This is a genomic window from Gluconobacter sp. Dm-74 (assembly GCF_018256135.1).
Taxonomy (GTDB): Bacteria; Pseudomonadota; Alphaproteobacteria; order Acetobacterales; family Acetobacteraceae; genus Gluconobacter; species Gluconobacter cadivus.
In genome coordinates this window covers 15,470-37,837 of sequence record NZ_JAERLX010000001.1, presented here as the reverse complement: position 1 = coordinate 37,837, position 22,368 = coordinate 15,470, and the positions used below count along the sequence as shown (strand labels likewise).

Annotated in this window: 19 protein-coding genes; 9 read left to right on the top strand and 10 right to left on the bottom strand. The window is 60.7% G+C overall.

The genetic code is table 11. The features are described 5' to 3' along the window. Positions 1–29 precede the first annotated feature (29 nt). From JK208_RS00175 to JK208_RS00150, 6 genes are read right to left on the bottom strand one after another with little or no spacing between them, the layout of a single operon-like run. Positions 30–863 (bottom strand): transporter substrate-binding domain-containing protein, encoded by an 834-nt coding sequence (locus JK208_RS00175; RefSeq protein WP_211573906.1) that lies wholly within the window; start codon positions 861–863, stop codon positions 30–32. A gap of 16 nt (positions 864–879) precedes the next feature. Next, positions 880–1,770: a dihydrodipicolinate synthase family protein gene (locus tag JK208_RS00170; RefSeq protein ID WP_194267647.1), complete on the bottom strand. Its 891-nt coding sequence runs from the start codon at positions 1,768–1,770 to the stop codon at positions 880–882. Positions 1,771–1,784: 14 nt separating this feature from the next. Beyond that, positions 1,785–2,558 carry an amino acid ABC transporter ATP-binding protein gene (locus JK208_RS00165; RefSeq protein WP_211573905.1) on the bottom strand — a complete coding sequence of 258 codons (774 nt, stop codon included), beginning with the start codon at positions 2,556–2,558 and terminating at the stop codon, positions 1,785–1,787. Beyond that, entirely contained in the window at positions 2,545–3,198 is a 654-nt protein-coding gene (locus JK208_RS00160; protein WP_211573904.1) for an amino acid ABC transporter permease, read from the bottom strand. Before JK208_RS00160 ends, JK208_RS00165 begins: the two co-directional genes overlap by 14 nt. Further along, the gene (locus tag JK208_RS00155) at positions 3,195–3,854 is read right to left on the bottom strand and encodes an amino acid ABC transporter permease (RefSeq protein WP_211573903.1); all 660 of its coding nucleotides are present in this window, start codon (positions 3,852–3,854) and stop codon (positions 3,195–3,197) included. Before JK208_RS00155 ends, JK208_RS00160 begins: the two co-directional genes overlap by 4 nt. After that, positions 3,851–4,651, bottom strand: coding sequence for a transporter substrate-binding domain-containing protein (locus JK208_RS00150; RefSeq protein ID WP_211573902.1), 801 nt, complete (start codon positions 4,649–4,651; stop codon positions 3,851–3,853). The genes JK208_RS00155 and JK208_RS00150 overlap by 4 nt, the downstream gene beginning before the upstream one ends. Before the next feature lie 139 nt (positions 4,652–4,790). Between JK208_RS00150 and JK208_RS00145 the strand changes: the two genes are divergently transcribed. Genes JK208_RS00145 through hydA form a run of 6 tightly spaced genes read left to right on the top strand, consistent with a single transcriptional unit; the run spans position 4,791 to position 10,611 of the window. Beyond that, entirely contained in the window at positions 4,791–5,042 is a 252-nt protein-coding gene (locus JK208_RS00145; RefSeq protein WP_249201843.1) for a (2Fe-2S)-binding protein, read from the top strand. Continuing rightward, complete coding sequence (locus tag JK208_RS00140; protein ID WP_211573900.1) at positions 5,029–6,450, top strand: FAD/NAD(P)-binding oxidoreductase; 1,422 nt, start codon at positions 5,029–5,031, stop codon at positions 6,448–6,450. Before JK208_RS00145 ends, JK208_RS00140 begins: the two co-directional genes overlap by 14 nt. Continuing rightward, positions 6,447–7,601 (top strand): FAD-binding oxidoreductase, encoded by a 1,155-nt coding sequence (locus JK208_RS00135; RefSeq protein WP_211573899.1) that lies wholly within the window; start codon positions 6,447–6,449, stop codon positions 7,599–7,601. Before JK208_RS00140 ends, JK208_RS00135 begins: the two co-directional genes overlap by 4 nt. Continuing rightward, a complete protein-coding gene (locus JK208_RS00130; RefSeq protein ID WP_211573897.1) occupies positions 7,598–8,539 on the top strand; it encodes a dihydrodipicolinate synthase family protein in 942 nt (313 codons plus the stop codon). Before JK208_RS00135 ends, JK208_RS00130 begins: the two co-directional genes overlap by 4 nt. Continuing rightward, a complete protein-coding gene (locus JK208_RS00125; protein WP_249201842.1) occupies positions 8,539–9,192 on the top strand; it encodes a GntR family transcriptional regulator in 654 nt (217 codons plus the stop codon). Before JK208_RS00130 ends, JK208_RS00125 begins: the two co-directional genes overlap by 1 nt. Positions 9,193–9,222: 30 nt before the next feature. Then, on the top strand, positions 9,223–10,611 hold the full coding sequence (gene hydA, locus JK208_RS00120; protein WP_211573895.1) for a dihydropyrimidinase: 1,389 nt from the start codon (positions 9,223–9,225) through the stop codon (positions 10,609–10,611). A 34-nt stretch (positions 10,612–10,645) separates the two neighbouring features. Here the strand turns inward: hydA and JK208_RS00115 are convergent, their stop codons facing one another. Then, entirely contained in the window at positions 10,646–11,437 is a 792-nt protein-coding gene (locus JK208_RS00115; RefSeq protein ID WP_249201841.1) for a deaminated glutathione amidase, read from the bottom strand. Positions 11,438–11,932: 495 nt separating this feature from the next. Between JK208_RS00115 and JK208_RS00110 the strand changes: the two genes are divergently transcribed. Next, positions 11,933–13,864, top strand: a complete 1,932-nt coding sequence (locus JK208_RS00110; RefSeq protein WP_211574298.1) for a hypothetical protein — start codon at positions 11,933–11,935, stop codon at positions 13,862–13,864. A gap of 22 nt (positions 13,865–13,886) precedes the next feature. On the opposite strand, the gene JK208_RS00105 is transcribed toward JK208_RS00110, so the two are convergent. Genes JK208_RS00105 through JK208_RS00095 form a run of 3 tightly spaced genes read right to left on the bottom strand, consistent with a single transcriptional unit; the run spans position 13,887 to position 19,306 of the window. Then, a complete protein-coding gene (locus JK208_RS00105; protein WP_211573894.1) occupies positions 13,887–16,964 on the bottom strand; it encodes an efflux RND transporter permease subunit in 3,078 nt (1,025 codons plus the stop codon). A 9-nt stretch (positions 16,965–16,973) separates the two neighbouring features. Then, complete coding sequence (locus JK208_RS00100; RefSeq protein WP_211573892.1) at positions 16,974–18,137, bottom strand: efflux RND transporter periplasmic adaptor subunit; 1,164 nt, start codon at positions 18,135–18,137, stop codon at positions 16,974–16,976. Then, entirely contained in the window at positions 18,134–19,306 is a 1,173-nt protein-coding gene (locus JK208_RS00095) for a TolC family protein (protein ID WP_194261940.1), read from the bottom strand. The genes JK208_RS00100 and JK208_RS00095 overlap by 4 nt, the downstream gene beginning before the upstream one ends. 285 nt (positions 19,307–19,591) lie before the next feature. Between JK208_RS00095 and JK208_RS00090 the strand changes: the two genes are divergently transcribed. After that, positions 19,592–20,275 (top strand): Fe2+-dependent dioxygenase, encoded by a 684-nt coding sequence (locus JK208_RS00090; RefSeq protein WP_211573890.1) that lies wholly within the window; start codon positions 19,592–19,594, stop codon positions 20,273–20,275. A gap of 287 nt (positions 20,276–20,562) precedes the next feature. Continuing rightward, a complete protein-coding gene (locus tag JK208_RS00085) occupies positions 20,563–22,320 on the top strand; it encodes a bifunctional diguanylate cyclase/phosphodiesterase (protein WP_194261729.1) in 1,758 nt (585 codons plus the stop codon). The last annotated feature ends 48 nt before the right edge of the window (positions 22,321–22,368 follow it).

Here is a 22,368-nt window from a genome sequence, read left to right as displayed (position 1 = left end):
CCGCGTTCGTATCGTGTTTGTGTGTCGTATCAATGCATGTCGGACGGATGGGACGGTCCTGAAACCACAATCCGTCCGGGAAAGGGTGCGACGCCATAAGGCGCCATAAGCCGCTCCAGCGTTCCGTCCTCACGCATGGCTTCCAGAACATCCGCCAGACGCTGCGCCAGAGCCGGATCCCGCAGCGCCAGAGCAACGGGCGTGGGATACAGCCCTTTCAGAACAGGCTTCACGCCACCCTGAAGTGCGTTACGCCGTGCGACAGCATCAATGGAAAACACCGCCGTCACCTGCCGCGCGCGCAGCGCCGCAAAGGCGATGCCCACGTTCTGGAACGTCTTGATATCAAAGCCCGGCCGTCCGGCATTCCGCAGGGCCTGATCGGCCTCGCGGGCATGGTGTTCTTCTATTCCACCCATCTCGACCCCGATCGAAGAGCCGGACAGATCCTCAAGTCGTGCGGGATGCAGCGCGGAATCATCGTTAAGAGACACGCTGATCGCCTGGATTTCGTAGGGGATCATCTCCATCAGCCGCGCCCGCTGGGCAGTGTAGAACATCCCCGTATTGATGACGTCCCACCGTTTTTCGAGCAGCCCGAGTGTGAGCTGCGCAAAAGACGTCGAGAGCGTGACCGGCGTCAGACAGAGCCTGCGGGCGATTTCGTTTCCGAGTTCGATCCGCATTCCGGCGATCTGCCCGTCCACGGTCACATATTGCAGAGGCGGCAGCGTCGGGTTGGTCGCCATGACCAGATGCGGCGGAGAGATCAGCCCCTCAACAGCCTGCGGACACGGTGCCGCCTGCGCCCCGAAAGCCAGGGCCGCACAGAGCAGCCCCGCCCCCCGGATCAGACCTGACACAGGGCCGCCCCTCATATCAGACGCTTTCTTCAAACCGGAGGTCCAGATCGCGGACGATCTGAAGCGCGCGGGCATCATCCGCTTCCGGCAGCGGCAGACGCGGCGCGCGCGGACCACCGACATCAAAGCCCATGTGCTTCAGCAGAGCTTTCGTTCCCGAGACATACCCCTGCCCGCCCACGAACTGGATCAGCGGCACATGGCGGAAATACATCTCCCGCGCCTTTCCAATATCCTTGTAACCGTCACAGAGATTAAAAATCTCACTCATGACATGCGGCGCAACGTTGGACGCCACTGCGACCCAGCCAATGGCGCCTTCAAGAAAGCTCTCAAAGCCCATGATGCCGCCAAAGACCGAAAGCCGGTCGCCACACAGACGAATGATGTCCCGCACGCGGGTTACATCCATCGTGGATTCCTTGATCAGGCAGCAGTTGTCGATATGGGACAGACGCGCCACGAGTTCCGGCTTCAGATCCACATTCGCCGTGGCCGGGTTGTTGTAGAGCATGATCGGCAGCCCAATCGCGTCCGACACCCGGCGGTAATGGACGAACAGCTCGTCATCCGTCGGCGTAGAATAGAACGGGGGGATGATCATCACGCCATCCGCCCCGAGCTTCTCGGCTTCCTGGCTGTAGCGGATCACGTCATAGGTGTTTTCCGCACCTGTTCCGATGAACACCGGAACGCGGCCTGCAGCCTGCTCGATGACGGTCTGCGCAACCAGCGTACGTTCGTCATCCGTCAGCGACAGAAATTCGCCGGTCGAGCCCAGCGGGATCAGACCTGCGATGCCCTGTGCGATCTGCCAGTCGGTGAAGCGCCGCAGCCCCGGAACGTCAACGCGTCCTTCGCTGTCATAAGGCGTGATCATGACGGTATATGTGCCACGAAACTTCATGGGTCTTTCCTTCCTCAATGTTCCGGGTCCGACCGCGATCCGGCCGGGTCCGTGGCGGCATCACCGCCATGGGTATTCATGAACGCCGCGATATCGGGCTGTTGCGTCGCGTCCCCGCGCCCCGTTCCGACGGCTCTGACCTGACCGTCTTCCAGAAGAACGATCCTGTCCGACAGCGATGAGACGACACCCATCGCGTGGGAAACCTGAATGATGGTCATGCCGTCCTGCGCCAGATCACGCAGCAGCACGCCGACATCACGCACCTTGTGCGGATCGAGCGCCGATGTCGGCTCGTCCAGCAGAAGCAGCGCCGGGCGAAGCATGAGCGCGCGCGCAATCGCCACACGCTGTTTCTGGCCGCCCGACAGATCGGCTGGCAGCACGTCCGCCTTGTCCGCCAGCCCCAGACGCTCCAGCAGCGCACGCGCTTCATGCTCGGCCTCCCGACGCGAACGCTTCGCCACGACCGTCGGTGCCAGCGTCAGGTTCCGCAGAACCGACATATGACCAAACAGTCCGTATTGCTGGAACACGATCGCAGCCTGCTCCCGCAGAATGCGCGCAGAGGCAGGCGCGGCCATGTCCACGTTCCGCCCGTTCACGCCCATCTGCCCCTGCCAGACCGGCTGAAGCCCGATCAGCGTCCGCAAAAACGTGGTTTTCCCGGAACCGGACGGCCCGATGAAACTCACGATGTCCCCGCGTTCGGCCTCAAATCCAGCGTGACGCAGGGTTTCGTTTTTCCCGTGGCGGACGCAGACGTCCCGGACATCAATGTACGGCAATGCGTTTCTCCAGCAGGCGGCTCAGGCAGGTCAGGGGATAGGAAATCGCGAAATAGAGCAGCAGAACCACACAGAAGACCTGCGTTGAGGGCAGGCCGCGATTGGTCAGGATCACCCCAGCCTGGCTCAGCTCCACAACTCCGATCTGGGAGGCCAGCGCCGTGTCCTTGATGAACAGCACCAGATACCCCACCGCGGGCGGCACAACGGCGGACATCGCCTGCGGCCCGATCACATACCGCCACCGCGCCCAGAACGGCAGGTTCAGCACCAGCGCGGCTTCGACCTGCTCCACCGGAACCGTTTTGACGCCGCCATGCAGGATTTCGCAGAGATAGGCCGCCGCAATCAGCCCGATGGAGCCAATCGCAACAGCAGTCGCCGACACATCCACGCCCATCATGCCCGTGCAGAAAAAGACGATATACAGCGTCACGATGAACGGAATGCGCCGGATGGTCTGGACATACACCACCGCCAGAACCCGCAGCGGTATCATGACCCATATTTCGGACAGGCGAAGCGCCGTAAGGATGACCGCCCCCACAATCCCGAGAATGCCGCCGCCCAGCGACAGCACGACCGTCCGGGCCATCGCCTGAAGCAGAAGGGTGATGTCATAATGCGAAAACGCGATCATACCATCCGCTCCATCGTGCGGCGGAAGAGTGCGAACACACCCGTCAGCGCGAAAGACAGCAGGGCATAGAGTCCGCCCGTCACGAGCATGACTTCAAGGATGCGGAACGTTGTCGATCCGATATCATAAGCGCGGCCCGTCAGGTCCTCGACGCCGAAAATGGACGCCATGGCACTGCCCAAAATCATGATCTGGAAATGGTTGGCCAGCGCTGGAAACATCGCACGCCCCGCATAGGGCAGGATGACCCGCAGATAGGTCTGACGCCGGTTCAACCCCAGCGTCAGCGCAACTTCATGATAGACGGGCGGCACCCGCGCCATGCCCGCCCCGAGGATATCCGCCAGATAGGCCGCCGCATTGAGCGTCATGCCGATCACGACTGACAAAAACGGCGAGACCATCAGCCCCGTCAGCGGCAGACAGTAGAACACAGCGAAAATCTGGGACAGTTGAGGCGTATTCGTCAGAGCCGTGCTGTAGCTGCGACTGAGCCTGCGCCATGCGCCCTGATTTTCAAACCGCAGAACGGCCAGTGCAACGGCGAGCGACAGTCCGAACACAAAGGCCAGCGTCGCAATCAGGATTGTCACCCCGACACCACCCAGCAAAAACGGGAGATGCGCGAAAACGGGACGGAAATCCAACCCCGTCATGGCGCGTGCCCTGCACCGGCGGGATCGAACCAGCGGCGATGGATCTGCTCCAGACGTCCGTCGCGCTCCATCCCGTCAAGGATACGGTTCACATCCGCACGCAGGGCTACGTCCTGCTGTGACATCCCGATGCAGTCATCCCCCACGGGCGGCGCGAATCCCCGGATAATCCGCCAGCGCACCTGAGGCTGCGACGGCAGGTAGTGTCCGACATATTCGATGACATCCACCATCGCATCGCCACGCCCCTGCGCCAGCGCGCGAATGGCATCGGCATAGCTCTCAAGCAGCAGCATCGGCGCCTTGGGAACATGCTGCTGCAGATACGCAACCGCCGTTGACCCACGCACCTCAATCAGGCGGCGCGCGCCCGATTCAAGATCCGCAAAGGACGCGATGCCCCGATCTTCGGGAGCAATAACCGCAAACTGCTCGGAATAAAGTGGCCGCGAAAATGCAATGACATCCGCCCGTGCAGGCGTCCGTGTCAGACCGCCCAGAACGATATCGACTTTCCCGGCCATCAGATAGGGAATGCGACCGCTGGAAGCGAGCGTCACAAAGCGCGGCTCAACACCCAGACCCTGCGCAATCGCCCGACCGATATCGACATCATATCCCACAAGTTCGTTGTGATCGTCATATTCCCCAAGCGGCGGCAGTCCGGGTTCCACACCGATATTGATGTGCCCGCTCGCCCGGATGGCGGCACTGTCCCTCGCCTGCACGCCCCCGCCCCACAGGACGACGGATGCAGCGCAGACCCCCAGCAGAAGACTGTTCCGGATCGCTCTCAAGAAAGGTTTCCCTGCATGTTGTGCGACTTTGGGGTTGCGGTGACCCGATCACTGATCTAATCCAGATATACGTTCTGTATACGATAGAAAACCCTTTAAAAGAAATTTCTTCTCCGGACCGATCCTGATGGGAAACAAGATGCCTCCTGTAACCTTCACCTTCCTGAACAGCACCGTCGAAGGGGTCGAGGGAGAACCGGTTGCAGCAGCCCTCAGACGCGCCGGAATTACGGAACTCGGCCGGTCCGGCGTCGACGGAACACCCCGCGGAGCGTTCTGCTTCATGGGAAGCTGTCAGGAATGCCGCGTCCGCATCGACGGCACCGTCGCCTATGCCTGCAAAGCTCCCCTCCTCCCGAACATGACCGTCACGCCCTATGTCCAGTCCTGATTTTTCTCCCGTGACCGTCATCGGTGGCGGCATTGCCGGTGCGACCTCTGCCATCGCCCTGTCCCGGCATGGATTCCCGGTCACCCTGATCGACGAACAGCCTGTCGCAGGCGGCCAGATCTTCCGCGCGCCCTCACCTTATGCACGTCGGGTCGTGCCGCCCAATCACGAATTTTCCGGCGGCGACACTTTGCGCCAGAAACTGGCCGCATCCAGCGTGAATGTCCGGTTCTCCACCCGCGTCTGGGGCCTGTCGCCCACACTAACGCTCGACCTGCTCGGACCGGACGGCATCGACCAACTCCCCGACGCAACGCTTGTCGTCGCCAATGGCGCCACCGAACGTTTCCTGCCATTTCAGGGCTGGACGACTCCGCGCATCATCGGTCTTGCGGGCGCCAGCATCCTGATGCGCAACGGCGGCACCCTGCCCGGCCAGAGTGTCGTGGTCGCGGGCTCAGGGCCGCTCCTGTTCTCCGTTGCCCATCAGGTTCTCGAACTGGGTGGCCGGGTCGTGGCTATCGTGGATGCCGGTCATCGTTCGGACTGGCTGCGTCTTGGTGCCATGCTGTCGCTCGACCCGGCACGCCTGACACAGGCGACAAGCTGGATGCTGCGCCTCAGAAAGGCTGGTATCCCGATCCATCATCGCGCCCATATTTCGGAAGCGCAGGAAACGGAGACCGGCCTGCTCCTGACCGTTACCGAAATGGATCATCCCGAACGCCGCCACCTCTATGCCGCCGAAGCCGCGGCCTGTGGATATGGCCTCAAACCCTCGACTCTCATCACCCGCACGGCAGGCGCTCACCACCGTTACGATCCGATCGGCGGCTATCTCGAACCCGTAACGGACAACGCAGGCCGCACCAGCCGCCCCGATCTTTATGTCACGGGGGACGCTGCCGGAATCCGGGGTATGGCCGTGGCCCGTCTGCGGGGCCTGATCACGGCCCATGCCATCGCCCATGACCGAGGTGTGATTTCCACGAAAACTTACGAAGCCCTGACACGCACGCCTCTCCGTCAGCGCCGTCGTCTTGAGGCCGTTTCGCGCCGGATGCTCCCTCTGATGAACGCCGGCAGCACCATTCCCGCCCATCTTCAGGACGACACCATCGTCTGCCGCTGCGAACGCGTGAAAGCCGCGACCCTGCGTTCCGCCATTCAGGTCGGAGCCGAAGACCTGAACCAGCTCAAAGCCTGGACGCGCTGTGGCATGGGTCCGTGTCAGGGCCGCATGTGTGAGGACAGCGCCCGCGGCCTGCTCGCGGCGGCCTGCGGCAAAACCCCCGAAGAGGCAGGCAGTTTCACAGCGCGAATGCCCTTCTTCCCCCTCCCGCTCACAGCCGTGACCGGAGAATTCACCTATTCCGATATTCCTCTTCCGAAGGCAGCTCCCCTATGACTCAGGCGCTGCACACCAAACCGGATATCTTTGATACGGTCGTCGTGGGGGCGGGCGTCATGGGCGCCACAACTGCGCTTTTCCTTGCCCGCGCTGGCCAAAAGGTCGCCCTGATCGACCGGGAGGACATGTTCCGGGCGGCTTCCGGCGTCAATGCTGGCACCCTGACCCTGCACATGACCCGAGCCCAGCTCATTCCCCACGCCATCCGTGGCCGCGAGATGTGGCTCGACAGCGCTGAGTGGCTCGGAGAAGACGTCGGCGCCCTCGCCACACCCGGCCTGTCCATGGCGTTTACCGAAGCCGAAGAGGAGCTTCTGCGCCAGCGCGCGCATGTCCGGCAGGAGATGGGTGCGCCGATTGAAGTCCTGTCAGCCCAAGAGGCCATCAGGATCGAACCCGGCGTAAACCCGACCCTCCGCGCCGCCGCCTACTGCGCGCTGGACGGCCATATCCCGACCTATCGCGTCGGCGGGGCCTATGCCCGCGCCCTCAGACAGGCCGGGGTCACGATCATCGAGAACAGTCCGGTTGAGGGCATCTGCCCCGTTACGGGCGGAGGCTACGACGTTCAGATGACCGGCCGCGCGCATCCCGTACGGGGCCGCAGGATCGTGCTCAGCACCGGGGCGTGGCTGGAAAAGATGCTGGGCTGGCTCGGATATGACATTCCGATCCGCTGCCTCATCAACCAGCTTGTCGTCACAGAAACGCTGCCGCCCGTCATGAGGAGCGTACTGAGCATTGCCAATGGCCTTCTGTCCCTCAAGCAGTTTGCCAATGGCAGCGTGCTGATCGGTGGCGGCTGGCAGGGCGAGGGCAACATCCATCAGGGCGGCACCCGAGTCATTCCTGAAAACCTTCGCGGCAATGTCCGTCTGGCCCAGCATGTCGTCCCGCGCCTCAACGAAGCGCAGATCCTGCGTGTCTGGCTCGGTCTCGAATCCGAAACACCCGATGCCATGCCCCTGATCGGTGCGCTGACACCGGATGACGATGCTTTCGTCGTCGGGTGTGTCCATTCCGGATTTACGAGCGGGCCATATATGGGCCGCCTGCTTGCCGAGCGCATTCTGGGCGGCGCCCCGGATCTGGGCGCGTTCGACCCCATCCGCTTCTCCTCCCTCCCCCCCACTGGAACACGCCCATGATCCCCGTCTCTCCTACGCCATTCCGGGGCGTATATGCCGCAACGCTGGTGCCCTTTCTGGAAGACGGAACGCTGGACGAGGCACGCTTCACACAGCATCTGTGGGACTGCACCCGTGCCGAAGGCATTGTGGGCATCCTGTGCAACGGTCATGCGGGCGAGAACCATCTCCTGACCCGCGAGGAAAAGCGCCGCGTCGTGGAACTGGCCGCCGATACCATCGGCAAAGACCGCATCATCGTCTCGGGCATCCTGTCCGAAGACCTCGACGAAGCCTGTCTTCATGCCCGTGATGCCATCGCGGCCGGCGCGGACGCACTGCTCGTGTTCCCGCCGTTTTCATGGGCAGTCTCACAGGATCACGACGCCATCATCGCCCATCATGCCGCGATCTGCGAGGCCGTTGATGCCCCGATCATGCTGTATCAATCCTCCGTCGGCAGTGGCGGCATGGCCTATTCCCTTCCCATTCTGGAAAGCCTGCTCAGGCTCCCCGGCATCGTCGCCATCAAGGAAGGAAGCTGGGAAACCAACGCCTATGACAAACACCGCAGGCTAGCCGCGCGCGTGGCCCCGCATGTGGACGTCATGGCGTCGGGAGACGAACATCTCCTGCCGTGCTTCGCCATCGGGACGACCGGCAGCCTCGTCAGCCTCGCAGCCATCCTCCCCGTGTCGCTCGCCAAACTGTGGCGCGCGATGGAGAATGACGACCTGCCCGCTGCGCGCCGGGTCCATGACGCCATCCAGCCGCTGGCGAACCTGATTTACGGTCGTGCGCCCTCGGGCCGGGCTACGCTGCGTCTAAAGGCCTGTCTGGTCATGCAGGGCAAATGGCCCTCCTGCCGTACCCGCAAGGCTTCTGATATCATCGCCCCAGAAGAATGGCAGGAGCTGTCAGCAGCCTTGCACGATGCAATGGCACTGGAAGGACCGTAATGGGCGATTATATGGTGGCCGAACGCGAGCTGAATCTCGCGGAACTGGCCTATACACAGATCCGGCGCATGATCCTTGAAAAAGAACTCCCCGGCGGAATGTCCGTCGTGGAGGGGCGCCTGGCGGATCATCTCGAGATCTCGCGCACTCCCGTTCGCGAGGCCCTGATGCGACTCGCCGCCGAGGATCTTCTGGTCAAGCAGGGCTCGCGCTCGTTTGCAGTGCGGAACGTCTCGGCTACCGAATTCTTTCAGGGCATCCATATCCGTGAGATCCTTGAAAGCGAAGCCATCAACCTGTCATTCGACAGGCTTGATCGCAAAGTGCTGGAAAATCTCCGCCGCGAAGTCATCGAACTTGGCGCGACACCCGAACAGACCGCCGCGCAGTGGCAACTCGACGACCGCATCCATTTGATGTTTCCCAAAGTCTCGGGCAACACGGTCCTGCTCCGTTCCATCAACGAACTGCGGACCCTGACCCGTCTGTGCGAAGTCAGCTACCCGCTCGGACGTGTTCCCGCATCCACGCGCGAACATCTGGCCATTCTGGACGCGCTGCTCGACGGCGACAGCACCGGCGCGCGCGACGCCATGGTCATGCATCTGCGCAATGTCGCGACAGACTGCATGGACATTCTCAGGGGCGGCTGACCACCCCTGCCCATTTCAGGAGAAACCGTCATGACGACTTTTGACATCGTTATCCGCAACGGCATGATCGTGACCGCCACGGATAAATATACTGCCGATATCGGAATAAACGGCTCAAAGATCGTTGATATCGGTTTCGACCTGAAAGGCCATGAGACGATTGATGCCACCGACCTGCTCGTCTTGCCGGGCGGAATTGACGGTCATTGTCATATCGAACAGGAAGAAGCCGACGGCACGACCCATGAAGACGATTTCGTCTCCGCCACCGGATCGGCACTCCTGGGCGGCACCACAACGGTCGTCTGCTTCGCGTCCCACGTCCCCGGCCGGGGCCTTGTGGAGCAGTTCGACGCCTATCGCGAAAAAGGCGCCAATTCACGCATTGATTTCGCCATCCACCAGATCATCACCCGCACTGACGAACAGACCATCCGCGACGACATTCCCGTCGTGGCCGAGCGTGGCGCGGCAGGACTGAAAGTCTTCATGACGTATGACGATTTCCATCTGACGGACGGCCAGTTTCTTCAGGTTCTGGAAGCGGCCCGCAAAAGCGACATCATCGTATCCGTCCACTGCGAAAACTATGACGCCATCCGTCACCTGATCCTGCAGCATCTTGCGGAAGGACGCACCGAGCCACACGGGCACGCAACCTCGCGCCCGCCTGCCGTAGAACGTGAAGCCACATATCGCGCCATGACAATGAGCGAACTGGTTGACCAGAAGATCCAGATCTTTCACGTCTCCTGCCCCGACGTCGCCGAAGAGATCGCCCGCGCCCAGTCCCGGGATGTGAAAGTCGTTGCAGAAACCTGCCCGCATTACCTGACCCTGACGGAAGACGACCTCAAGCGGGACGGTTTTGAGGGGACGAAATATATCTGCAGCCCGCCTCTGCGCACGAAAGCCGCTCAGGACGGCATGTGGCAGTATCTTCGCAACGGTGTCATCAGCATCATTTCTTCGGATCACTGCGGCTATACGTTCGATGGGGCCGTCGGCAAGGGACGCCACGGCCGGGATGCGGATTTCTCGCTGATTCCCAATGGTATGCCGGGCCTCGGAACACGCCTTCCGGTCTTCTACGATGCCGCCATCAACGGCGGAAAAATCGACCTGACGGACTTCGTACGCCTGACCGCCACCACCCCGGCCCAGCGCTACGGGCTCTATCCCGAAAAAGGAACGATTGCTCCGGGTTCGGACGCGGATCTCGTCCTGTGGGACCCGAACAAATCCGTCACGATCACCAACGCCCTGTTCCAGAGCAATATTGACTACACGCCCTATGAAGGGCGGCAGGTTCAGGGGTGGCCGGTCAAGGTGTTCCAGAGAGGCGTGCTGGCCATGGACAACGGCACCGTCACCGCTCAGCCCGGCACGGGACGCTTCCTCAGGTCACGCCGGGACTGAGGCTTCCGCCCCAGCCTCATGAGTGAAGGCCGACTTACCGGTCGGCCAGAACCGGATCAGCGAAGCGGCGGTTTTCCAAAACAGGGAGTACGCGCCGCGCATGGGCGATCCGCTCACGATCCAGTGTGGCAAAACCCAGAGCGGGCGCTTCACCCAACGCGAGCGTAATCACGCCCAGCGGATCGACCACCATGCTGGCGCCGCAGTTGCGCGCGCCACATTCACCGACCGCCACGACATAACAGGTGTTCTCCAGAGCCCGCGCCACGGCCATGATTTCCCAGTGCCGTTCCTTCATCGGACCTCTGACCCATGCCGCAGGCAACAATATAGCCTCGGCCCCGGCCAGAGCGAGATGGCGCGCCAGTTCCGGGAAGCGCACATCATAGCAGGTCATCAGACCGACCTTCATGTCACCGATCTGCACGACAGGCGGCAGCTCCAGCCCCGGTGATGTCCGCTGGGATTCCTTCATGCTGAAAGCATCATAGAGATGCAGCTTGCGATACTGTGCGATGAACGTCCCGTCGCGCAGGACAAACTGCGTATTGTAAAACCGTCCGTGCCCGTCCGGCACATTGACACATCCCGCCACGGCAATCCCGTGACTGGCGGCACGCAGTCCTTCCATGAACGGGCCGTCCAGCGGCTGTGCCGTCTGGGGCAGAAGCTCCGGATTGTTGATGTCCTGCGCCAGAATGCCTTCGGGCAGGAGCAGCAGTTCAGCACCGCCTGCCTTCGCCTTCGCGATCAGATCCAGACATTGCCGCTGGTTGGTTTCCCAGTCCGGCGCAACAGCAAACTGTCCCAGAGCAACTTTCATCATCGCATTCCATTTTCCAAAAGAGCGGATACACGCCCAGATCCAGGCTCCCACCATGCCCGACCCGTACGTCACGGTGAAGATGCAGGAGGTTGATACTTTTTATTACAGGAAAAAATTCTTCAAACAGGAATCAGGTAAAAATAAATTCTAAAACAAATTCAGGAAAATAAAACATAAATTCCGAATAATATAATGTATTAATAATATTAATCAGCTTATCTCCATAAATTTTCAGACAAGTTTTATCAAAATTTATCCTGATTTTTTCTTTCCTCAGTTCAGACCAACACTCCTATCTTTAAAAAAGACTTCACGATTCCGTTATGCTGGTCAGATCCCTCCGAGAATATTATCATTTTTCCACGCGTCCCTCGCGGTTTCCGGCCTTCTGGCATTCCTCTGAAAATATTTTTAAGAGCTATCAGGCCCGTGTTCATGCACATGCTCCTGACATCTTTTGACACGGGGGATTACTTGATTCTGCTCACCTTTCACATGCTGCGGTCCCTGCGTTATTCGGGACGCACATCCCTGTTTCTTGGAACGGCTCTGGGCGCACTCGCACTGAGCGCACAGGCACGCGCTGACGACGATATTGTTTCGAAAATGGAACAGGAAATGAGCCGCCTTCAGGCCGCTCAGGCCCATGTGCAGGAAGAGCAGCGCGCCATCAATCACGACATGGCCCTCCTGAAAGCAGAAATCGCCCGACACCACGCCTCAGGCGCATCACCGACCCGCACGGCCTCCCCCCATGCCGAACAGATCGCTACACAGGAAAATCATTCCGGGCACATCGTCACCGCATCCGTCCATCATCACGGTAACAAAACGACTGAACCGCCCGAAACCTCCGGTGTCGAGCGTGAAATGACAGCATCCTCCGGTTCGGAGCCAGTGCGAGGCGCTCATGCACGGCGCGACAGGGTGTCCCTCTCGCCAAGCGGGCGTGACCTGATAGACACCGGCAAAGGATCTGAACTTGCCGTTGTAGGGCATCGCGCCGAAGACGTTCTGGTTCATTTCGCAGAGAACGGCGTCGGCCCTCATCCGCGCGAAACTGTTGGCGCACAGTCTGCGGGTGCAATTGGTGATCACGGGGTTTTCCATCTTGGCCCCGTCACACTCATGCTGGGTGGGTTCGTCGATACCGCCGCTGTGCTCGAAAACCGCCATATCGCTTCGGACACGTTCAATTACTGGCAGGACATGCCGTATCCGAACGAGCCGCGCTATCACACCAACAATTTCGACGGCGGCGCGCGTTACAGCCGCCTATCCCTGCTGGCTCGCGGCAATATTGATGCGGAATCAACGATTTCCGGCTTCTTCGAGTCCGATTTCGGCGCCGGTGCGGTCACGACTGACCCTTACGAAAGCAACAGCTATTCCTTCCGTCTGCGTCAGGCCTATCTCGCCTATGACGACAACACGGAAGGCTGGCATTTCCTTGGTGGTCAGGCCTGGAGCCTTCTGACGCCGGGCCGTGCCGGTATCGTCGCGCGGCAGGAAAGTCTTCCGGAAACGATCGAGGCGTCCATGCTCGCAGGCCAGACATGGTCCCGGCAATGGCAGGTCCGCATCGTGAAGGATTTCTTCCATCACCGCCTGTGGACCGGCCTTTCCATTGAAAATCCTGCCACGCTGTATGATACGACCGGCTTTTCAAACACGAACGGCGCTGTTGCGATGCCCAATGGCTCGACCGTCACGATCGGAGAAAATGGCGTCGGTCTGACCAATGATACGACCAATTTTTCCAACGAAATCGCCCCGGATGTCATCGGCAAGGTCGCTTACGATCCCGTCTGGGGTCACTACGAAATGGAAGGCATCCTGCACTTCCCCCATGACCGCGTAACCATGGGCCATACCGGCCATAACAACACCGCTGTCGGCGGAGGAGCGGGTGGTTCCATGATCCTGCCCCTCATCCCTGGCAAACTGGAACTGCGTATGGCTGGCCTCGCAGGCTGGGGCATCAACCGCTACGGCTCCGTGCTTCTGCCCGATGCCACGCTCAAAGCCAATGGCAGCCCCGATCCGCTCTTCGGCGTTCAGGCGCAGGCGGGCATCATCGCGCATCCCAATCCGCGGATTGATGTGTACGGCTATTTCGGCACTCAGCGCGTCGGCCATTCCTATTTCAACGAAAACGGCGGGTCTTACGGCTACGGCAACCCCGCCTATTCCAACGCTGGTTGTCTTCAGGAACTCTCCACCCTGTCCTGCACCGCCAACACACGCGGCGTATCCGAAGTCACGATTGGCGGCTGGTGGCGCTTCTTCAAGGGCAAATTCGGAACTGTCGAGGCGGGCACACAGCTTGCCTATTCCCGACGTCAGATCTGGTCCGGCATCGGTGGCGATCCGCATACCAGCATGAGCCAGATATTCTTCGACTTCCGCTACCTGCCCTTCCAGTAAGAGCCCCCTGCACCGGACAGATTTACTGCTGCTCCGGTGCGTCCTGATCATCGCGGCCAAAGAACCGCGCATAAAGCGTCGGCAGGACGAACAGCGTCAGCAGCGTGGAGGACATCAGCCCTCCAATCACGACAGACGCCAGAGGTCGCTCGACTTCCGCGCCCGATCCCCCCGAAAACGCCATCGGGAAAAAGCCCAGACTGGCTACGGATGCCGTCGCCAGAACCGGTCGCAACCGGCTCCGAGCCGCCTGAAACGCCGCATCCGCCGCTGCCAGTCCCTGTTCCCGAAACACACGGATCTGGCTGACCAGCACCACACCGTTCAGGATCGCCACGCCAAACAGCGCGATGAACCCGATCCCGGCCGCAATGCTGAAGGGCAGCCCCCGCAGCGCCAGCATGAAAATGCCGCCCGTCGCCGCCATCGGCAGGTTGGCAAACACGAGCGACGCCGCGCCGAACGATCCCAGAGCCGCCACGAGCAGCAGGAAAATCAGCGCCAGCGCGATCGGCACAACAATGAACAGACGGTGCAACGCCGATTGCAGATTGCGGAACTGCCCGGCCCAGACCATCCGGTAGCCCTGTGGCAGCTTCACAGTCTGCACCACCGCTTTCTGCGCGGCCGCCACGAACGAACTGACGTCCCGCCCGCGGATATTGGCCTGCACGATCACCCGGCGATGGATATTGTCCCGATCAATGCGCGGCATACCATCCGACAGCACAATGTCCGCGACCTGTGACAGCAGAACCCAGCCCTTCCCATCCGCCCGGCGGACCTGCAAATGCCCGATCCTGTCCGGCGAACTGACCGCATCCGCTCGCAGACGCACCTGCGTGGGAATGATCGCGCCCTGAACCGTCACGGGCTTGCCGACATGACCACCGACAGCCTCCACCACTGCCAGAATGTCCGGCACCGCGACCCCGAGCCGGGCGGCCGCATCGCGGTTGACGTCGATATGCAGGAACGGCACCGTCCCGCTTCCCTGCAATGCCACATCCGCCGCGCCCCGCACGTTTTGCAGCGTCGTGACAACCTGTCCGGCAATCCGGTTCAGCTCCGAGAGGTCATCGCCATAGATCGAAATCGCAAGCTGTGTCCTGACCCCGGCGAGCAGATCATCCATCCGCATCTGAATCGGCTGCGACCACGAATACGCCGCATCCGGCAGGGTTTTCTGCAGGGCGTCATTGATTTTCGTGACCAGTTCCGTCTGGGTGGACGCCGTTTTCCATTCGTCATGGGAACGCAGGAAAACAAACGTATCGGTCTCGTTCGTTCCCATCGGATCGGTCGGGATCGCCGCCGTCCCCGTGCTGCTCACAACCGTCCGGACTTCGGGGAAGGAGCGCAGGATCTTTTCCTCCGCCGTCACGCTGGCCAGCACCGTCTCCAGCGAAGCCCCCGGCAGGCGCGTCGAGGTCACGACCAGCGAGCCTTCCTCAAGTTGCGGCACGAACTCCCCACCCAGCCGTCCGCCGATCAGCACCGCCACCAGAAATGCCACACCCGTGACGATCAGCAGCCGTCCGCTATGGTGTTCGGTCCAGCGCAGAGCGGGCTCGTAATACCGACGCACAATCCGGACAAACACGGTTTCCCGATCCGCCTGAACCTTGCGCATCAGCATTGCCGCAAGAACCGGCACGCAGACGAAGCAGTAAACCAGCGACGCCAGCAGGGCCATGATAACCGTCTGCGCCATCGGCCGGAACATCTTGCCCTCGATGCCCTGAAGCGTGAGCACCGGCAGATAGACCATGATGATGACGAAAATCGCAAAACTCACAGGTCGCACCACGGCGCGCGCCGCGTCCGCTGTCAGCGCGGCAAAGGGCTTCCCTTCCCGGTTCTCACCGCGCTCGACCATGATGTGTTCCACCACGACGAGCGAACTGTCCACGATCATCCCGAAATCAATCGCACCCAGACTCAGCAAATTGGCCGACACGCCAAACAGCCGCATCCCCGCCATCGCCGCGACCAGCGACGCCGGAATGACGGACACGATCACCAGCGCCGCCCGCCAGTCTCCCAGAACGACCACGAGCACAAACAGCACCAGAGCCGCACCGATCAGCAGGTTTTCCTTGACCGTATGGATGGTCTGGCCCGTCAGATCCGCCCGGCTGTAAAACGGCTCCAGCGTGACACCCGGCGGCAGGGACTGGCGGATCGTCGGCAGGACATGCCGGATCGCATCCAGCGTCGCATTTGAACTTGCGCCGGTCTGCATCATCACGACGCCAATGACTGCCTCGCCCTGCCCGTCGCGCGTCACGGCTCCAAGCCGCGTGCGCGGCCCTGCGGACACAACACCCATGTCCCGCAGCCGGATCACGTGACCATTCGTGCCGAACTTCACGGGGATGGCGCCAAAATCCGCCAGACTGCCCACGAGCGCACGCCCGACCACGACATTCTGCTCGGCATGATGCGCGATCCAGCCACCACCCGATGAGGCATTATTGGTGTCCACGGTCTGAACGATGTCGCCGATCGACACACCAAACGCCCGCATCCGAGCCGGATCGACCGCCACCTGATACGTCTCGACCGCCCCGCCATTGACGTTGACATCCACCACGCCCGGCACCAGCCGAAGCTGCGGCACGACCGTCCAGGTCATGAGCCGGTTCAGTTCCATCAGCGACAGGCCACCGCCGCGGATCTGGAGCTGCATGATCTCACCCATGCCCGTCGCAAGTGGTCCCATCGACACACTTACGCCCGGAAGCGTGATGCTGTCTCGCGCCGCCTGCAGCCGTTCCGACACCCGCGCCCGGTCCAGATCAATATCCGTCGCATCATCGAACTGGAGATAGACCGCCGACACGCCCGTCCGGGACACAGACCGCAGATCCGTCACGCCCGGAATTCCGGTCAGACTGGCCTCGACGGGGAAGGTAATAAGTTTTTCGACTTCTTCCGTCGCCAGCCCCGGCGCCGTGACAGAGACCATGACCTGTTTGGGCGAAATATCCGGTACCGGCTCGACCGGCAGACCCGGCACGGTCATGATCCCGCCGATCATCAGCGCGACGAGCAGCCCCAGCAGGACAAAACGGTTGGACTGGAAAAAACGCAGCATGAAACCCGCTCAGTCCGTATCCAGCCCGCTGACGAGCGACATGGATTTCAGGGCAAAACTGCCCTCCGCCACCACGCTGTCCCCCACCTTCAGAGGACCCTGCACGACGGCGCTCTCATCGGTAGCCAGCCTGACCCGGACTTCGCGCGGCGCATACTGGCCTTCCGACGTCTGAACATAAACAAGATCATGCCCCTCGATCGTCTGCACAGCATCGGCCGGGACGATCATGCCCTCAACTGCCTCGCTGGTTTCAAGAGTCGCATCCAGCATGACCCCCGGCCTCAAAAACGCCACAGGCCGGTCCACGACACAGACAACCTTGACCAGCCCCGTCACTGGGTCCGCAACGCCGTCGATCGTCGTAATCTTCGCACGGAACGGCTCGGCCCGCGCATTGCCCGAAGGCCGTACCGTCACGACGCTTCCCACACTTAATCGGGACACTTCATCGGGCCGCAGATCCGCGACGATCCACACGCCTGACAGATCTACAACCGTCGCCACGGCCTGCCCCGGCGTCACATCCGACGCTACGGAGGTCTGGATGGACTGCACCACACCCCGCACCGGCGAAATAAGCGTGGAGGCTTCGTCCTGCACGATCTTTTCCGTCACGGAAGTGAACTCTTCTGTCAGGCGGTGTTCGATCAGCCCGATATCCGCTTCCCGCGCCACGACCATACTGCGGGCCTGCTGCACCGCTGCCTGACGTCGCCGCACTTCCCCGACCGACACGGTACTGCCGACAAGCGCCTGCCCCCGCCGGTAGGCCAGTTCGGCCTCCCCGAGCGTCGCCTTCGCCGAAGCCAGCGCCGCCTGATCCTGCTCCATCTGAAGATGCAGCACATGCAGCGAATGATCGGTGTAATCAATAAGCGCCTGCCCCGGCTCCACGGTCTGCCCCGGTGTCACCCGGACCGCCGTGACCTTGCCGTCTCCGCTCGCACGGATCACGACCGTCCGGGACAGATCCGCACTCACCTGAGCCAGCGCCGAGACCGTGTCATGCAAGGTTCCCTGCCGTACGATCACGGTCCGCAGATGCTCCGCATCCCGCGCCTGTGCCCCCAGCGTCAGGGGCTGCATCCAGCCCGGCGTTTCAGCCGCATGTGCGCAACCCACAGCACATGCAGCCACCCCGACAAACAGAAAACGTGAAAAGCGGCTCATGGAATGGTCCCCGTCGCAATGCCCATCCGGATGACAGCCGCATGCCAGGCTATTTCTGCACGGTTCAGATCCAGAAGCGCGCGATACGCATCCGTCCGGGCTCGCAGCGCTTCTATAAGCGGCGTCTCGCCCACTCGCCAGGACCGCTCCATCCCGTCTGCCCGATGCAGCATGGAACTGGCTTCGATACGGGCGTTGGAACGCGCGCCGGTCGCCGCCACCAGCCGCGCCCGGACCTGCGCCATTTCGTTCCGCACGGCCCTGCGTGCCTCGACTTCCTGTCGTGTCGCAGCCGCCATGCGGTCCCGGGCGGCGGATTCCTGTGGCGTATTCGTCACCGCACTCGGCAGCGGCACCCGCAGATTAACACCCACCTGCGTGTCCCACGGACTGCCATACTGCCCCTGATCGATCGCATCGACGCCCACTTCGGGGTTGGGCATAAAGCTCCTGCGGACCAGCTTCATCTGATTCTGCGCCGCAATCACGGCCTGATGCGTCGCCCGCACACGGGGATCAATGTCTTCAACCCAGCGTCCGTCATTCGCCCGTGTCAGCGCCAGCCAGTGGTCATCCGCCTGCGTGATATCCGGCACCCCCGGCAGACCCGTTAGGGTTCGCAACTGGCTCGCGGTGGTTTCGATGTCCTCGGCGGCCATGTCCGCTTCAGTCCGGGCCTGAGCGAGCTGGGCCTCCACGGCCTGCTGGTCGGACATCGCGGTTTCGCCCGAACGCTCGGCCCGCTGCACATCGGCTTCAATCCGGCGCAAGGCAGACACCGTTGCGAGTGCGGCGGTCTGCCGACGCATCGCCATGATCGCAGCCCCGGTCGCATCCACGACCCGCACCGCAACAGACATGCGCTCCACATCCAGGCGAACGGTCGCAGTTTTCGCTTCGGCCTTCGCGACATTCTCGGTCGCCGTGCCCTGACCCGGCAGCCAGAGCGGCACTGAGACACCCCCCTGCCAGGTGATGTAGCCGTGATTGTCCCCGCTGATGCGGTCGTCATAATATTCGCCGCTCAGCGTCGGGCCGCCCGCAAACCAGGACTGCGCTGCCTTTGCCCGCGCATCCGCGGACTCCTGATTGGTCTCAAGCTCGATCCGGACGGGATCGTTTTTCCAGGCCGCAGCAATCGCATCATGCATCGAAAGTGGTGCGGCCATACCCCCTTCGGCACGGCTATTTTCTACGCCGGCGACGCAGATTACGGCCACAAGCGCCACGCTGGCCAACAGCCTGCGCGACACTCCTGCACTCTGCGCAACGTAAAGGGGATGAAATGCCATTCCCGTCTCATCCCCCGCCCGACAGGACGTGTCAACGGACGGAAATGCGACTCTTTTGCCCAGTTCCGGATGCCCCACAGGGCTCCAGCGCCAATTGCTCCCCTTCCCAAACGATCTTATGACTCCAAGCTAAGAGTTATTCTCATTTGAGGCCCGACACCCATGCTGATCCATATTCCGAACGTCCTTTCTCCCGAACAGGTCCGCCATTTCCGCGACAGACTGGAAGCAGCCGAATGGACGGATGGCCGCATCACCGCCGGAGAACAGTCCGCAAGAGCCAAGCTGAACCTCCAGATCCCGCAGGACTCTGCGGAATGCCGCGAACTTGGAGAAATCGTCCTGCGCGCCCTGGGCCGGAACCCGACATTCAACAGCGCGGCCCTGCCGTTGCGTGTCTATCCGCCGCTCTTTAACCGCTACGATACCGGCATGCATTTCGATGCCCATGTGGACAATGCCATCCGCCCCATTCCCGGAACCGGGCTGCGCATCCGCACCGACGTGTCCTCCACACTGTTCCTCACCGGCCCGGAGGAATATAAAGGCGGCGAACTCGTCATTCAGGACACTTACGGCACCCAGAGTGTGAAACTTCCTGCCGGGGATATGGTGCTCTATCCCTCAACCAGCCTGCACAGTGTCAACCGCATCACCAGCGGCAGTCGCTGGGCCTCGTTCTTCTGGTCCCAGTCCATGGTACGTGACGACACGAAACGCAGACTACTCTACGACTTCGACTGCTCCATCATCGAAACCCGCAAAGCCCTACCGGACAGCCACCCTGCCGTCCTCGGCCTGACCTCGACCTATCACAACCTTCTGCGGCAATGGGCGGAACTCTGAATCCGACCGTAACATTCCCGGTTATCGACACATATAAAAACAGGAAAGCGGGTTCTCAAGCGCATATCAGAGGCGTTATGGAAGATCAGATTGCTGACGCGGTCTGACAAAAACCATCTTTATTGAAAGAGATTAAATAAAAGCTGACATCATCCGCGCAGAAAAGAAAAAATCCTGCAACAAATCCGGGAACGCTCCACCCGAACAGACCCGGACAGCCTTTTAACGAACGTTTAATTATTGTAGGATAATAGTCAATTCTCCTATCGAGAGAGTCAATTCGGGTGATGGAAAAGCAAAAGGATGACTTCAGGGAAAGCCTGAATTCTGTCCAAAATTGGCCTCAGGGCGCCCGTGATGACTTTGTCCTTCACGCCCTGGACTGTTCCGCTATTGTCGCCATCACCGATACACGCGGTCGCATTCTTTCAGTCAACAACCGGTTTGAGGAAATCAGCGGTTATACCCGTGACCAACTCATCGGCAACGACCACCGCATGCTGCGTTCAAAGCAGCATGACAAGAAATTCTTTCGCCAGATGTACCGCACAATTGCCTCAGGGAATGTCTGGCATGGCGAAATCTGCAATCGTCGTCAGGATGGCAGCCTTTACTGGGTCGACACCACAATTGTACCCCATATTTCGGAAAGCGGAAAAGTCACGAGCTATGTGGCCATCCGCTTTGACATCACTGACCGCAAACAGGCTGAAAACCATCTCAAATCAAGTCGGCAGAAATTACAGAAAGTCGTCAATACCGATTTCCTGACCAAGATTTCCAACCGACTGCATTTTTCCCATATCCTGCGCAAGACCCTCCGCACGAGCACCGCAAGCCATCTCTGTCTGGCCCTGCTCGACATCGACACCTTCAAAACAATCAACGATACGTCCGGCCATGATTCCGGCGACCGCCTTTTGCGCAAGGTCGCCGAAAAACTGCAGGAATTCGAAAGCGAGAACTGTTTCATCGCCCGCATCGGCGGTGATGAATTTGCCGTCCTCATGACAGGCGACACTCTGGCTCTTTTTGAAACGATCCTTCAGGACATCCTGGAGCAGATGCGCTTCAGCATCCGCAACCGGACCATGACCCATGCCTGTACCGTGAGTATCGGTTATGTGTCCGTGCCCCTCTCCGATGCGCGGGAGAAAACTCTCCTGAAATGCGCCGATCTGGCACTTTATGCCGCAAAGACCGAAGGCCGAAACCGCATGCGGGAATACCATCCCGTCATGGAGGAAAAACTGGACCTCGCGGCCCGTCTACGTCGACGCGTTCAGACCGGTTTGCGAGATCAGAGCATCAAAGTCTTCTATCAGCCGATTTTTTCCCTCAGCATCCCCGGGCGTATTTCATTTGAAGCCCTCCTGCACTGGGACCACCCACAACATAAAGTACTTTCTCCGCAGTATTTTCCTGAGGTGTTTGAAGACCACAGCCTGACCATGACCCTGAATACTTTTGTAACGCACAGGGTTATGGAAGATGTGAGCAGACTTCGCGAACAAAACATCCGCTTTGAGCGCATCGCCATTAACATCACCTCCTGCGATTTCGAGAATACCGACTTTTTCCGGAAACTCGACAGCCTCGCAGATGGCATGAATGTTCCGCTCAATTCTCTGGCGCTCGAAATTACCGAAAATATCTTTTCCCGACCGCACCACCAGCAGGTCGAGCGCGAACTTGATACCCTGCATCGCAAGGGGGTCCAGATTTCGCTGGACGATTTCGGCACGGGCTTTGCGTCCCTGACCCACCTCAAAACCATCACGTTCGACTACGTCAAGATCAACCGCGCGTTTGTGGCAGGCCTGGAGCGTCACGGGACCGATGCGGCAATCATCAGGGGGGTGATCGACATCGTCCACAGCCTCGGACGCAAGGTGGTCGCCGAAGGGATCAGGAGCGCCTCACAAGTCCGCGCGCTTCTGGAAATGGAATGTGATTTCGTCCAGGGAGATTTTCTGTGCGAAGCGGTGCCTGTGATGGACATCCCGGATGCACTGGAAAAAATCCGGTACAAAGCGCTTCTGTAAAGGGCCTCGTACCGGGGAAACCTGACGGGAACTCTAACCCGTCAGACA

Coding starts and splice junctions, on each gene's coding strand:
- JK208_RS00105 (WP_211573894.1), bottom strand. CDS start 16,964: ATGCTGCGTTTTTTCCAGTCCAACCGTTTTGTCCTGCTGGGGCTGCTC.
- JK208_RS00090 (WP_211573890.1), top strand. CDS start 19,592: ATGCTGATCCATATTCCGAACGTCCTTTCTCCCGAACAGGTCCGCCAT.
- JK208_RS00100 (WP_211573892.1), bottom strand. CDS start 18,137: ATGAGCCGCTTTTCACGTTTTCTGTTTGTCGGGGTGGCTGCATGTGCT.
- JK208_RS00170 (WP_194267647.1), bottom strand. CDS start 1,770: ATGAAGTTTCGTGGCACATATACCGTCATGATCACGCCTTATGACAGC.
- JK208_RS00115 (WP_249201841.1), bottom strand. CDS start 11,437: ATGATGAAAGTTGCTCTGGGACAGTTTGCTGTTGCGCCGGACTGGGAA.
- JK208_RS00085 (WP_194261729.1), top strand. CDS start 20,563: ATGGAAAAGCAAAAGGATGACTTCAGGGAAAGCCTGAATTCTGTCCAA.
- JK208_RS00135 (WP_211573899.1), top strand. CDS start 6,447: ATGACTCAGGCGCTGCACACCAAACCGGATATCTTTGATACGGTCGTC.
- JK208_RS00140 (WP_211573900.1), top strand. CDS start 5,029: ATGTCCAGTCCTGATTTTTCTCCCGTGACCGTCATCGGTGGCGGCATT.
- JK208_RS00130 (WP_211573897.1), top strand. CDS start 7,598: ATGATCCCCGTCTCTCCTACGCCATTCCGGGGCGTATATGCCGCAACG.
- JK208_RS00160 (WP_211573904.1), bottom strand. CDS start 3,198: ATGATCGCGTTTTCGCATTATGACATCACCCTTCTGCTTCAGGCGATG.
- hydA (WP_211573895.1), top strand. CDS start 9,223: ATGACGACTTTTGACATCGTTATCCGCAACGGCATGATCGTGACCGCC.
- JK208_RS00095 (WP_194261940.1), bottom strand. CDS start 19,306: ATGGCCGCACCACTTTCGATGCATGATGCGATTGCTGCGGCCTGGAAA.
- JK208_RS00145 (WP_249201843.1), top strand. CDS start 4,791: ATGCCTCCTGTAACCTTCACCTTCCTGAACAGCACCGTCGAAGGGGTC.
- JK208_RS00110 (WP_211574298.1), top strand. CDS start 11,933: ATGCTGCGGTCCCTGCGTTATTCGGGACGCACATCCCTGTTTCTTGGA.
- JK208_RS00125 (WP_249201842.1), top strand. CDS start 8,539: ATGGGCGATTATATGGTGGCCGAACGCGAGCTGAATCTCGCGGAACTG.
- JK208_RS00155 (WP_211573903.1), bottom strand. CDS start 3,854: ATGACGGGGTTGGATTTCCGTCCCGTTTTCGCGCATCTCCCGTTTTTG.